Annotated in this window: 13 protein-coding genes, 1 tRNA gene, 1 pseudogene and 1 riboswitch; of the genes and pseudogenes, 9 read left to right on the forward strand and 6 right to left on the reverse strand. The window is 56.1% G+C overall.

Annotated elements, in window-relative coordinates; all coding sequences use genetic code 11:
* The coding region (locus tag HFM78_RS08970) for an AIR synthase related protein (protein ID WP_287129097.1) at positions 1 to 890 on the reverse strand (890 nt) is incomplete at its 3' end.
* A 148-nt stretch (positions 891 to 1038) separates the two neighbouring features.
* On the opposite strand from HFM78_RS08970, the pseudogene HFM78_RS16280 reads away from it, so the two are divergent.
* A pseudogene (locus HFM78_RS16280) lies at positions 1039 to 2263 on the forward strand (RNA-guided endonuclease InsQ/TnpB family protein).
* Between the two features lie 85 nt (positions 2264 to 2348).
* The gene (nusB, locus tag HFM78_RS08985) at positions 2349 to 3032 is read left to right on the forward strand and encodes a transcription antitermination factor NusB (RefSeq protein ID WP_287129100.1); all 684 of its coding nucleotides are present in this window, start codon (positions 2349 to 2351) and stop codon (positions 3030 to 3032) included.
* A 218-nt stretch (positions 3033 to 3250) separates the two neighbouring features.
* Here nusB and HFM78_RS08990 read toward each other — a convergent pair whose 3' ends face one another.
* Positions 3251 to 4291, reverse strand: a complete 1041-nt coding sequence (locus tag HFM78_RS08990; protein ID WP_287129101.1) for a hypothetical protein — start codon at positions 4289 to 4291, stop codon at positions 3251 to 3253.
* Positions 4292 to 4427: 136 nt separating this feature from the next.
* Here HFM78_RS08990 and HFM78_RS08995 point away from each other — a divergent pair, with 136 nt between their 5' ends.
* The 5 genes from HFM78_RS08995 (at position 4428) to HFM78_RS09015 (ending at position 7092) form a co-directional block, all read left to right on the forward strand.
* On the forward strand, positions 4428 to 4682 hold the full coding sequence (locus tag HFM78_RS08995; protein ID WP_287129102.1) for a BolA family transcriptional regulator: 255 nt from the start codon (positions 4428 to 4430) through the stop codon (positions 4680 to 4682).
* Entirely contained in the window at positions 4660 to 5391 is a 732-nt protein-coding gene (gene rsmG / locus HFM78_RS09000) for a 16S rRNA (guanine(527)-N(7))-methyltransferase RsmG (RefSeq protein ID WP_287129103.1), read from the forward strand. The genes HFM78_RS08995 and rsmG overlap by 23 nt, the downstream gene beginning before the upstream one ends.
* 261 nt (positions 5392 to 5652) lie before the next feature.
* On the forward strand, positions 5653 to 5955 hold the full coding sequence (locus HFM78_RS09005; RefSeq protein WP_287129104.1) for a hypothetical protein: 303 nt from the start codon (positions 5653 to 5655) through the stop codon (positions 5953 to 5955).
* A 9-nt stretch (positions 5956 to 5964) separates the two neighbouring features.
* Positions 5965 to 6720, forward strand: a complete 756-nt coding sequence (gloB, locus tag HFM78_RS09010; RefSeq protein ID WP_287129105.1) for a hydroxyacylglutathione hydrolase — start codon at positions 5965 to 5967, stop codon at positions 6718 to 6720.
* A gap of 9 nt (positions 6721 to 6729) precedes the next feature.
* Positions 6730 to 7092: a VOC family protein gene (locus tag HFM78_RS09015; RefSeq protein WP_287129106.1), complete on the forward strand. Its 363-nt coding sequence runs from the start codon at positions 6730 to 6732 to the stop codon at positions 7090 to 7092.
* On the opposite strand, the gene HFM78_RS09020 is transcribed toward HFM78_RS09015, so the two are convergent.
* Complete coding sequence (locus HFM78_RS09020) at positions 7089 to 7826, reverse strand: glutathione peroxidase (protein ID WP_287129107.1); 738 nt, start codon at positions 7824 to 7826, stop codon at positions 7089 to 7091. The two genes, HFM78_RS09015 and HFM78_RS09020, sit on opposite strands and share 4 nt — an antisense overlap.
* 94 nt (positions 7827 to 7920) lie before the next feature.
* Between HFM78_RS09020 and HFM78_RS09025 the strand changes: the two genes are divergently transcribed.
* Together HFM78_RS09025 and HFM78_RS09030 are read left to right on the forward strand one after the other, a co-directional pair.
* Positions 7921 to 8006: transfer RNA gene (locus HFM78_RS09025), tRNA-Leu, on the forward strand.
* Between the two features lie 111 nt (positions 8007 to 8117).
* Positions 8118 to 8768 carry a Crp/Fnr family transcriptional regulator gene (locus tag HFM78_RS09030; protein ID WP_287129108.1) on the forward strand — a complete coding sequence of 217 codons (651 nt, stop codon included), beginning with the start codon at positions 8118 to 8120 and terminating at the stop codon, positions 8766 to 8768.
* On the opposite strand, the gene HFM78_RS09035 is transcribed toward HFM78_RS09030, so the two are convergent.
* The 3 genes from HFM78_RS09035 to clpB form a co-directional block, all read right to left on the reverse strand.
* Positions 8765 to 9355 (reverse strand): M23 family metallopeptidase, encoded by a 591-nt coding sequence (locus HFM78_RS09035; RefSeq protein ID WP_287129109.1) that lies wholly within the window; start codon positions 9353 to 9355, stop codon positions 8765 to 8767. The genes HFM78_RS09030 and HFM78_RS09035 overlap by 4 nt on opposite strands.
* Before the next feature lie 67 nt (positions 9356 to 9422).
* Positions 9423 to 9588: riboswitch (cyclic di-AMP (ydaO/yuaA leader) on the reverse strand.
* 42 nt (positions 9589 to 9630) lie between these two features.
* Complete coding sequence (locus HFM78_RS09040; RefSeq protein ID WP_287129110.1) at positions 9631 to 10365, reverse strand: M23 family metallopeptidase; 735 nt, start codon at positions 10363 to 10365, stop codon at positions 9631 to 9633.
* 163 nt (positions 10366 to 10528) lie between these two features.
* On the reverse strand, positions 10529 to 13168 hold the full coding sequence (gene clpB / locus HFM78_RS09045) for an ATP-dependent chaperone ClpB (RefSeq protein ID WP_287129111.1): 2640 nt from the start codon (positions 13166 to 13168) through the stop codon (positions 10529 to 10531).
* Positions 13169 to 13339 lie beyond the last annotated feature (171 nt).

Consider the following 13339-nt stretch of genomic DNA (forward strand, 5'->3'; position numbering starts at 1 on the left):
CGCACGGGTACTAGGTCGAGATCTAGTGAAACCCCGACCCCGCCCTTCGCCGCCATCGCACAGGTCGAGCAGGTCAACCCCGCCGCCCCCATGTCCTGCGCCGCCACCACGGCCCCAGTCTGGAAGGCTTCGAGACAGGCTTCAATTAACAGTTTCTCTAGGAAGGGATCGCCCACCTGTACCGCCGGGCGGTCTTTCTCCGATTGGTCGCTGAGCTCCGCACTGGCAAAACTAGCCCCGCCCATCCCGTCGCGCCCGGTGGTGGACCCGACATAAATAACCGGGTTGCCGACCCCCTTGGCCCCGGATTTCATGATCTCCGGCAGTTCCATCAAGCCAATGGCGAGGGCATTCACTAGCGGATTGCCGTCATAGGTCCGGTCAAAGTAGACTTCACCCCCGACGGTGGGCACGCCCACCGAGTTACCATAACCGCCAATCCCAGCCACAACCCCACCGATAATGAAACGGTTGCGGTCGGTGTCGGGAGGACCAAAGCGGAGTGAATTCAAGAGGGCAATCGGTCTGGCTCCCATGGTGAAGATATCGCGCAGGATACCGCCGACCCCGGTGGCGGCTCCCTGATAGGGCTCGACGGCGGAGGGGTGGTTGTGGGACTCGATTTTGAAGGCAATCCGTAAGCCCTCGCCAAAATCTACAACCCCGGCGTTCTCGCCCGGTCCGACCAAGACTCGTGGCCCGGTGGTGGGGAAGCCCTTTAGTAAGGGTTTGGAGTTTTTGTAACAGCAATGCTCAGACCACATGACCCCGAACATCCCGAGTTCATTGGGATTGGGGGCGCGGCCCATCAGTTCACAAATGCGGTCATATTCACCGGGGGTCAGACGTTGGGCCTTGATCTGGGCGGCTAAGGAATCGGTAAGGGGCACAGGCGTTCCAGGTTAACGGTTCGATTGTACCTATAGAAAACACCGTAAAACCCACGCGCTTTAGCCGTGGGATATAAGATGCGTGAGCCGCTGGGCGAACAAAGGATTTAAGCTGGCGACCTCAGGTTAAATAGGTTATAATCCAGGCATGTTAGTCCTTGAGTCAAAGTTAGTCGCCGCCCCTGAGCAGTTCGCCTTAATTGATGAGGCGATACGCCCTTTCCAATTCATTCGCAAAAAAGCTTTGCGCTACTGGATAGATACTAAGGGAGCCACCAAATATGACCTCAACAAACAGTGTGCGATTCTTGCCAAAGAGTTTGCGTGGGCTAGTAAACTAAACTCAATGGCGCGTCAATCAGCAGCAGAACGCGCATGGGCAGCAGTTTCCAGATTCTTTGATAACTGCAAGAAAAGCACTCCAGGCAAAAAAGGCTACCCTAAGTTTCAGAAAGATAACCGCTCCGTTGAATATAAAACTACGGGATGGAAACTATCGGATGACCGTAGATTCTTAATGCTAACCGATGGGTTCGATATCGGTTAGCTCAAACTACTCGGCACTAGAGATTTAACTACTTATAGCAAAGAACAAATCAAGCGTGTCCGCTTAGTGCGTCGGGCCGATGGCTACTATGCTCAATTCTGTGTTGATGTAGAACGCAATGAAGATTTGACCCCCACCGGCAAGACGATTGGCTTGGACATGGGGCTAGAAAGTTTTTACACTGACTCTAATGGGGTCAAGGTAGAAAACCCGCGTTACCTCCGTAAAGCTGAAAAACAGCTAAAACGGGCGCAGCGTCGGGTATCTAAAAAAAGCCAAAGGCAGCAAGAATCGTATCAAAGCGAGGAAGCGGCTGGGCCGTCAACACTTGAAAGTCTCCAGGCAGCGTAAAGATTTTGCCATTAAAACGGCAAGGTGCGTAGGGGTCCGGCACCGGACCCCTGTCCAGTCTAACGACTTGGTTGCTATTGAAGACTTGAAAGTGCGTAACATGGTCAAAAATCATTGTTTGGCTAAATCCATCAGTGATGCGGGCTGGTCAATGTTCAGACAATGGCTTGAGTACTACGGCAAAGTGATGGGGCGGATAGTAATTGCTGTCCCACCCCATTACACCAGTCAAGAGTGTTCTAGTTGCCATGCCATTGTTAAAAAGTCGCTGTCTACGCGCACCCATACCTGTATCTGTGAATATGTATTGCACCGCGACCACAATGCAGCATTGAATATCTTGGCATCAGGATTGAAGTCGTACCCAGGGGCACGGGGAAACGTAACGCTTGTGGAGAGAACAGCCGCTACTCATCAGGAGGTAACTCTTAATCAGCAAGCTGACTCTAGGAAACAAGAATCCCACGGTCTTTAGACGTGGGAGTGTCAACACATACTGGACCTAGAGCTTGTCCTCGATCAGGGTCTCCTAATTCAAACGGGTAGCGGGGGAGGCTAGGATGGAACGTCTGACCGTGTTACCCATGCAACCGCGCCGTATTGCCCGTGAATTGGCCCTCCTCTGTCTCTCCCAGCTGGAGACCCTCTTGGCGAACCGGGGGCGCGTCCCCAAACGTTTTGCTGAACCCGCTGTGACCGACCGCGAACTGCAAGAGATCCTGGTCATAGCCGTCCGGTTCCTCCGCGAGGAGTGCGACGAATCCCTCAAACAAGCCAGTGTCCAACTGCAACAGAGCCACGAGCAGCTCCTCCAGAGTGATATCGGAGCCAGGGATGTGGCGAGTGCCCGCGAAAAAGTCCAACAGGCCATTCAGACGACGGAGCAGGCGATTAACGGCTTGGGCGGGATCTTGGACCTCCCGGAGCGGGTGATGCTTGCAGACCATAGTGAAGTCCGACTTTTCACCTTGGCCCTGATTGAGGCTTACCGGACCCACCAAGAGAAAGTGAACCGGATTATTCAAGCTTCCATGGTCGGTTGGCAACTAGACCGCCTCGGACGCATCGAACAGGACCTCCTCCGTCTAAGTGTGACGGAACTAATCGCTTTCCCGGAGATCCCAGCGAAGGTCAGTATCTCGGAGGCCGTCGAACTGGCTAAACGCTACGGCAGTGACTCGACCCCGCCCTTTATCAATGGCGTCCTCCGCCGGGTCCTCGACACCCTTGGGCCTAAATCCTAAACACTAATGTTAAGCTCAGGATCGTGACTAAGTGGGTCGGATTAATTAAACAGGTCAGGTTTAACACAATAGTCTCCCGCTACCAACCCAACCACTAACGTCACTTCAACCGCGTACGTCTTATCCACCAGCACAAGTACTGAAAGTTAAGAATAAATCAGGACTTACGCAAGAGCCATCGGAACAGAAGGGTGCTTGAGTTGGCGTGGTGGGTAAGTCTAGCTCCCGGCTTCCTGCCAGCGTTCGGTACAGGAAATATTGGCGGTGAGGCGCACGGCACCCACGTCAATGGCGGGACTAGGTTGGGTGAGGGGTTCGAGGGCGGCGAGGAGGGGACCGAGGGAATGCCCGCCGGGACTTTGTTGTAACTGGTCATGGAGGGCACCCAACCGTTGCCAAGCCGTATAAAGCTGACTGAGGGAACGTTCTACCCGAGCGGCCCACTGGAGAAGGTCGAGGGTCTGGGCAAGGACACCAAGGCGAGCGGCTTCACCTAGGGCTTCACGGGCAAGGGCGGCTTCCGTCAGGACCTGGACCCGCGAGAGGTTGGCGAGGGTCCGGCTGATGGCTTGGGCATCGGTGGCGACTTGGCGGAGGGTGTTGAGGTCGGGGTGGTGGACCAAGGCTTCACAGAGGATCTCGCGGTCATCCTCGGGGAGTTGGGATAGGGCTTGGGCGGCTTTGGCGGCGGAGCGGGCGGGCAGACTGGCCTGGGCGACTCGGGTACGGATGACCTCGGGGAGGATATCTTCTTGGGCAACCAGCCACGTCTCTTGGAAATCCTCGACTTGGCGTTGAGTGACGCGCTCACCGCGCTGGGCCTGGGCGATGACTTGTTGCTGGACGGCGGGTTCACACTTGGCAGCACTGATGAAAGCAGCCTTACTGAAATGGCTGAGTTGGTCGGTCTGGAGCGGATGCTGGGCCAAGAACTGGTCCGCGCAATCTGCCAATTCAATCAGACGATAGGCACGAGAACGGCTAATCTCTTTGGTGACCAGCCACCGCTCAAAGGAACCGCCCCCGCCTTTCTCAAAATTCCGGACCGAGCGCAACAACCGCCCCCGCCAGATATCGGTTTGGAGGTCAAAACGGTCACAGACCCGCCATGCCGACTCTAATTGCTCCTCGAAACTGGGGTCCGCCGGGTCCGGCAGGGTGAATTCTAAAACTTGGACCGCAAGGTCTTCAGCGGTCTGACGGGCAACGGTTTCGAGCATATCTACCCCAGTCGGGAGTTTAACAAATATAACCTGCACCGGGCCTCCTGCTTGCCCTAAGCCCCATTCTAACACTAGATGCAGGGATTGGTTGTTGTGATGCCTAGATGTGGAGTCTAGCCGTAAGTTTGGGTTGCGCGGGGCCTGTGCTAAGTTGAGGAAAATTCCAAACACCATGACAACGCCCACTCAAGTCCTCACCGCGCTCCAGATGGCCTTTCCCGGTGCCCAAATTACGGCTGAAGACTCCGCCTGTGGTCACGGCAGCGAACATTTCTCTGTCCAAGTAGTCAGTCCTGACTTCGTGGGGCAGGGGCTAGTCGAGCGGCACCGCCGGGTCTACGCAGCCCTAGGACCTTTTTTGCAAGAAGATATGCACGCTTTGATGATTGAGGCGTTGGCTCCCGATGAAGTCCGTGTTACCCCATGACCGTTGGGCGGATACCCTGGGCTGGGAACCGGATAGTCAGGTGCGCCGCCAATTTGACCTGCTCTATGCCCAAGTCCTCAAGGGCAACGCCCAACAGAACCTAACGCGGATCACGGAGCCAGCGGAATTCTGGGAGAAGCACCTCTGGGACTCGCTGCGAAACTACTGGCCTCACCGCGACCGTCCTGAGCAGGTGGTGATTGATATTGGCAGCGGGGCGGGTTTTCCGGGGTTGCCAGTGGCTTTGGTGCAGCCGGATTGGGTGGTGGTATTACTGGAGGCGACCAAGAAAAAAGCGGCTTTCCTGGCTAGTTGTGTGCAGCAGTTGGGCCTGACTAATGTACAGATCTTGGCGCAACGGGCTGAAATCCTAGGACATCATCGCGACCACCGGGCGGGCTACGACCTCGCGCTAGTCCGGGCAGTGGCTCCGGTGACGGTCTGTGCTGAGTACGCTTTACCCTTATTGAAAGTCGGCGGGATGGCTCTGCTGTATCAAGGCCAGTGGGAAATCCGCGAAGAGGTAGAACTCAACCGGGCGGTTCAGGTTTTGGGGGGAGAAATCAGCGATGTGGATGCCTTCAATCTGCCCCTGACCCAAGCAGTGCGCCACTGTATCGTCATCACCAAAAAACGTCCCACACTCCAAGTCTTCCCCCGCGACGATGGCATCCCAATGAAGCATCCCCTCGGCTTACTAGAGGATTAGCTGTTACTAGACCAAAGCTAGGGCCAAGGAGTTGGACATCTTCTAGACAGTTATTGGTGAACTAGTCAGGGTAGGTGCGGTACCTTGCTAGCACCCCAAGCTCTCAATGCGTACAGGCAATACCTTACTGCCGCCTTGCTCCCCCACCACGCCTGTGCCCGTCAGGGTATGGGAATGCCTATACTTCCTGAATCAGTGCAAGGACTGCTGTAGGTACTCCACCGGATACAGCTAATTTCTGAGTCATGTTAGGATTTCTTAATGAATCCTTTGCTGAACTCGGTTTTGCGTACCCTCATCCGCACCCGTTTCTGGCACATCTACCGCCAGCCGGATGCTCAAGTCATGCACGAATTAGATGCCACCATCCAGCGGATGCTACAGGTGATTGGGATTGAGGGCAATGTCGCGGACTTGAGTTTCAAAGACGGGAAACTCACCATTGAGATTAAGGCCGACCGCCCGCCCTGGGTCACACCCGATGAGTGGGCTTTGATGGCCCAACGCATTGACCGTCTCCACGAACACCAACAGCAAGAGAAACAAACCCGGACCTTGGGTTGAGGGGACAGGATGGCCTTTACCGTCGAGCGGATTGCGGTTCTCAAGGATAATTATGTATTTGTCCTCTATGACCAGCAGGCAGCAGCGGTGGTAGACCCAGCCGTGGCCCCGCCCGTCCTGGACTTTTTACGGCAACGGGACCTTAAACTGACCGCGATTTTTAATACCCATCACCACGGGGATCATGTGGGCGGGAACCAAGCTTTATTACAACAATTTCCGCAAGCACAGGTTTATGGGAGTCGTCAGGACCAGGGGCGTATTCCCGGTCAAACGGTTTGCTTAGATGATGGTGATGCCGTGGACTTCGGCGGTGAGCAGGGCCGGGTGTACTTCGTGCCGGGACATACACGCGGGCACATCGCCTACTACTTCCCCGGTTCTGGGCATTTATTCTGTGGAGATACATTGTTTGCGGGGGGCTGTGGGCGGCTTTTTGAGGGGACGGCAGCGCAACTACTGGCCTCACTAGACCAGTTTGCGCAACTGCCCCCGGAGACGCTGGTTTGGTGTGCCCACGAGTACACCCTCAACAATCTCAAATTTGCCCTCAGCGTGGAAAAGGATAACCTGGAACTACAGGCGCGGTTTGACCAGACCCAGCGGGCACGACAACAGGGTAGAGCCACTATCCCCACGACGAGTGGGCTGGAGCGAGCGACCAATCCCTTCTTACGAGTAGACCAACCCAGCCTGCAAACGACCCAGACCCAGGACCGTGTGCAGGTTTTCACCCAGTTACGGACCCTCAAAGACCATTTTTAAGGAGCAATCATGACGACGACAGCCCTCAAACTCAAGCGCATCGGTCATGTGGCGGTGCGAGTTGCCGATATCCCCCAGGCAGTGGCTTTTTACCAAGACTTGGGCATGGAGGCGGTTTGGCAGGATGAAGACTGGGCCTACGTGAAGGCAGGAGCGGACGGACTAGCCCTCTTAGGTCCGCTCTATACCCATGCTGGCGCACACTTCGGGTTTATCCTCAGTGACCGCGCCGAACTCCAGTCCCGCTTTACCACCCTCACCGACCAAGGAGCCGCCTGCTCCCCCCTCCTCGACCACCGCGACGGGACAAGTTCGTTCTATGCCAAGGACCGTGACGGGAACCTCTTAGAGTTCCTGTACGAGCCGAGTTAAGGTTTCACGCCGAGGTAGCCAGCTAGGGCTTCGGAGTCGCCAATTAACTGACTATCAATGAAGACTTGGGGAACGGTTGCTGCTCCCGTCACCGCCCGCAGAGAGCGCGTGGTGATGTCTTTACCCAGGACAATCTCCTCATAGTCCCACCCACGGTCCTTCAACATGGCCTTAGCCCGCGCACAGAAGGGACAACCGGGTTTTGTGAATAGCGAGACGAGCTTAGGCATGGCTGCCTCGGGATTGAGGTAGTTGAGCATCGTCTGAGCATCAGAGACCTTAAAAGGATCGCCCGGTTCCTCCGGCTCAATGAACATCTTCGCGACCGTGCCATCCTTCACCAGCATCGAATACCGCCAGGAACGCTTACCGAACCCCAGGTCAGATTTATCCACTAGCATCCCCATCCCCGCCGTAAACTCGCCATTGCCATCGGGAATGAGCCGCACATAGCCCGCTTCCTGTTCCTTGGCCCACTCGGACATCACAAAAGCATCGTTGACCGAGAGACAAACAATCTCATCCACGCCATTCTCAAAAAACGTTTTCGCTAGCTCGTTATAACCGGGCAGGTGGGTGGAGGAGCAAGTCGGGGTGAAAGCTCCCGGCAGGGAGAAGACGATGATGTTCTTATTGGCAAATAGTTCGTCAGTGGTCACGGGCACCCACTGGCTGTCCTGACGGGTACGGAAGGTGACGTTGGGGACTTTTTGCCCCTCTTGGCTAGACAACATAGGTACGGCTCCCTGAAGTTCCTGCTTTGTGATAGCACATGGCCCTAATCCCCTACCGATACGCCGTGACCCCACACGGTATAATGCAAAACATGGCGCAGTGGCGGAATGGTAGACGCTACGCACTTAAAATGCGTTGGGAGTATTCCCGTGAGGGTTCGAGTCCCTCCCGCGCCACCACGGAAGTATTAACAGATACTTAATTTTCTTAAAAACGGCAAAATCGAGTATCCACCATTACCTTCCCTTTACCAACGCCCGATAGAGTGTGGGTGTTGCGCCGAGTAGACCATGTCATTGATTGAAAAGCGACGGGAATGGCTAGAAGACTTATATCGCGAACGGACGCTGGTACCCTACAAAGCTGGGGAAGTGATTGTCCTGAGACCCCGCGAGTTGGGGGTGGTTTACCGGGGCGTAATCCAACTGTTGACCCTCCATGCGTCGGGTGATGAGGTCCTCTTGGGGTTACTCGGTCCGATGATGCCCCTCGGTCTACCCCTGACGATCCTAGATACCTACCAAGCCGTAGCCCTGACTGATGGCAACCTATTGCGCGTCTCCTGGGAAGAGGCCCAACACTCCCCCCGGTTCGCCCACGAGATTAATTTGCAACTGACCCGCCGTCTCCACCAAACTGAGGCTCTGTTGGCCCTAGCCGGTAAACGCCGGGTCCTCGAACGGATTCAGGGGTTTATGCTCCTTTTGGGCCATGAGTTTGGTCAAATTACACCCGATGGCTTGCGCGTTGAAATTCGCTTGACTCACCAGCAGATTGCGAACGCCATGGGGACAACCCGCGTGACCGTGACCCGCCTCCTGAGCACATTACGAGCACAGGGTTTCTTAACCGTTGGGCGAGACCGCCACATCTACTTGACTCACACTGCTCCCGCCACCCTGCCTTGGGGTAATCCGGGATTATTAAGTGATGAGGGCTAACGTAAATAAGGTGTGGGGTTGACGGCTCGACCGCCTTGGCGGATTTCAAAATGCACGTGGGGGCCACTGCAACGCCCCGTACAACCCAGGGTCATGACAGTCTGGCCCTGGGCGACCTGCTGACCGACTTGGACTAAGACACGGGTGGCGTGGGCATAGCGCGTCACCATGCCGTCTTCATGCAGGATGTCCACCATGTTGCCGTAGCCGCTGTATTTGGCCCCAGCGGTGATGACCATCCCCGCCCGCGCTGCCACTACCCGGTCGCCCCGGTTGCCATCGAGGTCAAGGCCGAGGTGTGCCCGTCCGCCCCGAGGCCCAAACGGCGACAAAATAGCTCCGGGTACGGGCCACATATAACCGCGCTGGCTGACTCGATTACGGTTCATGCGCTCTAGGGGACGGCTTGCGACTACTTCACGGGGCGAATAACCACTTACTCCCGTCGGGTCTGGGCGATAGTCCAAGAGTTGCAGGTCCACGGGACTCATCTCAGTCTCAAGTTCAGGTTCGGCAAGGACTACTGTTGTCAGCGTCAATAGTAGGGCACAAATACTGCCCACACGGAACAGGCCATCAAGGGTCATGGATTTTCCTGTTGAGGTGAATGCCGCCCGATTACCCATCAACAGGTCAATACCCTGTGGCTGAACAACCGTTAAGCTCTGCCGTCTACGAGGTTAGCTGCCGGGTTCGGGTTAGAGCTACCCTATCTAAACCAGGAAGGTTTAGAATTCACCCCTAATACTCCCAGTGGGAGGTGGTTCCCCCGTCGCCTAGTGTGATCTGAATCACATCAGAGGTTCGACTTGTTTGAGAATAGACGGTTTTGTCTAGATTGGCAACGGTAAATTAGCAAAAACTAGGGCAATACGCTAAGCGGATCGATCAACTGACCCTTGACACGTACTTCAAAACGGACATGGGCACGGCTACACCGCCCTGAACATCCGACTTTAAGAATGGGTTGTCCCTGGGCCACCTGAGTCCCGGCTTGGACCAGCACTTGGGCACCATGAGCGTAGCGCGTGACCATGCCCTTGTCATGGAGAATTTCGACCATGTTGCCATAGCCGTTATATTTGCGTCCGGCGGTAATCACGGTCCCGGCCTGGGCTGCCACCACCTTCGTCCCGAGGGAGGCCACTAAGTCGAGGCTGGTCCGGGGCAGGGGCACAGGGAGGGTGGGTCCGGTAAGGGGCCAGACGAAAGTAGACCGATGGGGGATGCTCAAGGTCTGACCGGGCTGAAGGAAATCTACGGGTCCGGGGGTAGCCTGGACAATGGCGACGGGCGAGACCCCGTAATCAGCAGCGATAGATTGTAAGGTATCCCCAAGTTTGACGGTGTAGGGGGTCGTTGGTTGCGCTGGGGCAGGTTGACTGGCGAGAGCCAGGGCCATCTGGTACTTGACGGTGAAACTTTGTTGGAGGGCTTGGTCCAGGCTAGTCGGGGCTGGGGGAGCTTGATTGACGGTTGGAAGAGCTGCGAAGGCCGCAATCAGGGCGGTACTGAGGGTCAGTCCCCACCAGGCCAAGGGCGGGGGAGTGGCAACTGCTGGAGGGCGGCTGGTGGGTAGGACGCGGGGTGCCTTCAAGGTCAGTCTCCTTGATCGTTTCAGTTACCAAGTACCCTACGCGATCAGGGAGCAGAACACAAGTGTGAATCCCCAAAAATTCCCCAAATACAGCAGATCCGCCCCAATCAAGCGATCCCGTTTCCTTTGTTGATGACAACTCAGCATTCCTACGGAGACCAAGCTATTGAATAGTATCCGTTGATACGCTTAGCTGATTCGCAGGTCGGGCCGTGAAGCTGAGCCCTTCGTTGGTGACATCGACGTAGATTGTGGAACCTTCCGGGAAATCCCCAGACAGGAGATGGGTAGCGATGGGGTTTTCTAGTTCGCGTTGGATCGCCCGTTTGAGGGGTCTGGCTCCGTACTCGGGGTCATAGCCTACTTCTGCAATGTAGCGTAGGGCGGCGGGGGAGACGGTCAGCCCCAGTTTTTGGGCGACGAGTCGCTGGTTTAGGCTCTGGAGTTGCAGACCAACGATAGTGACCAGTTGTTCGCGGCGCAGGGCCTTGAAGACAATTACTTCGTCAATCCGGTTCAAGAACTCGGGCCGGAAGCGTTGGCGCAAACTGTCCAGAACCCGTTCACGGGCGGCAATAAATAACTCGTCATCGGTGGCGGCCCCAGCCAGGAGGTATTCTGAGCCGATGTTGGAGGTCATGATCACAATCGTATTGCGGAAGTCAACGGTGTGCCCCTGGCTATCGGTCAAGCGTCCGTCATCTAGGAGTTGTAACAGGACATTGAAGACATCAGGGTGGGCTTTCTCGATTTCGTCGAAGAGGATGACCGCGTAGGGACGGCGGCGCACGGCCTCGGTGAGTTGTCCGCCCTCGTCATAGCCGACATAGCCCGGCGGCGCACCAATCAACCGGGCGACGGTGTGTTTCTCCATGTACTCCGACATATCCAGGCGGACCATGGCTTGCTTGGAATCAAACAACAGTTCCGAGAGGGCCTTGGCGAGTTCGGTCTTACCCACCCCGGTCGGTCCCAGGAAGATAAAGGAACCCAGGGGACGGTTGGGGTCACTGAGTCCAGAGCGCGAACGCCGGATAGCCGCCGCCACAGCGGTCACAGCTTCGTCTTGGCCCACCACCTGTTCGTGAAGGATGGCTTCGAGACTGAGCAGTTTTTGTTTCTCGGAGGTGAGAATGCTGGTGACGGGAATGCCGGTCCATTTGGCGACGATCTCTGCCACATCTTCCTCTGTCACCTGTTCGCGCAGCAGGGATTGACCATCTTGACGAGCTTGCTGGGCTTCGAGTTCTTTGAGGATGAGTTGTTTTTTCAGTTCAGCCTGTTTGCCGTACTTGAGTTCGGCGGCGCGGCTGAGGTCCACTTCCCGTTCGGCCTGTTGGATGGCGAGGTCCACTTCATCAATCTGGGCCTTGAGTTGTTGGATCTCATCGAGGACATTGCGCTCCTGTTGCCATTGGGCGTTGAGGCGGTCCTGTTCTTCGTGGGCATTCCCCAAGTCGCGCTCTAGCCGATTGCGTCGCTCAATGGAGGCGGTGTCGGCTTCTTTTTGTAGGGAGAGCCGTTCCATCTCCATCTGGAGGATTTTGCGGTCTACCTCATCCAACTCGACGGGCTTGGAGGTAATCTCCATCTTGAGTTTGGCGGCGGCTTCATCCACTAGATCAATCGCCTTGTCGGGGAGGAACCGCTCGGTAATATAACGGTTGGAGAGGACTGCCGCCGCGACTAGGGCCGCATCGGTAATCCTGACCCCGTGGTGTAACTCGTAACGCTCTTTCAGACCGCGCAGGATCGAGACGGTATCCTCGACGTTGGGTTGGTCCACGTAGACCTGCTGGAAACGGCGTTCGAGGGCCGCGTCCTTCTCAATGTATTTGCGGTATTCATCCAGGGTGGTTGCCCCGATACAGCGCAGTTCACCTCTGGCTAGCATCGGTTTAAGCAAGTTACTGGCGTCCATTGAGCCTTCGGTAGCCCCCGCGCCGACGACGGTATGGATCTCATCAATAAAGAGGATCACTTGACTCTCAGAAGCCAGGACTTCCTTGAGGACGGCCTTGAGCCGTTCTTCAAATTCACCCCGGTACTTGGCCCCCGCAATCAAAGCCCCGAGATCCAGGGTGATGAGCTTCCGGTTGCGGAGGGATTCGGGCACATCGCCCCTGATGATCCGTTGGGCCAGTCCCTCGGCAATAGCGGTCTTACCCACCCCCGGCTCGCCAATGAGAACAGGATTATTTTTAGTCCGGCGCGAGAGGATCTGAATTACCCGGCGGATCTCTTCATCGCGTCCAATCACCGGATCGAGTTTACCGAGTTCAGCCTGTTTAGTCAGGTCCCGTCCAAACTTCTCTAGGGACTGGTACTTCCCCTCGGGATTCTGGTCGGTCACAGTCTGGGAACCCCGGATCTCTTGGATTGCTTTTTTGAGCTTGTCCTCGTTCAGGTTGACTTCCCGGAAAACCCGCCGTCCATTGCGTTCATCCGTGGCGAACCCGAGGATCAGATGTTCCACAGAGAGGAATTCATCTTTGAAACTCTTACGGGCAGTATCAGCACGGTCTAGCAGGGTCTCGACGGAGCGGCCCAGGTAGATGTTCTCACTGCTGGAGACGCGGGGCTGACGGGTGATGGCACTCTCCACCAATCCGCGCACCTGCTTGAGGTTGGCCCCGGCCCGTTGCAGGACTACACCAGCTAAGCCCTGCTCTTGGTCTAACAGGGTCAAGAACAGATGTTCCGACTCCAACTGCTGCTGTTTGTAACGACGGACGGTATCTTGGGCACCCACCAGAGCTTCCCAAGCTTTGGCGGTAAACTGATCGGGGTTGGAAGGCTGCATGGGTGTTGAAAAGAACTTATGTATTCATGATAACAATCAGCTTTTAGCCCCCACCTTACCACCTGACGACCGAGGGGCGGTTTTCAAACCCGCCCCTACAAAAACCCTTAAAAAAAGGCCCCCGCGCGGGAGCCTCTTTTCGATGCTGATTGACTCAGGGATTAACCAGCC

The organism is Candidatus Cyanaurora vandensis (assembly GCF_013285555.1).
Lineage (GTDB): Bacteria > Cyanobacteriota > Cyanobacteriia > Gloeobacterales > Anthocerotibacteraceae > Cyanaurora > Cyanaurora vandensis.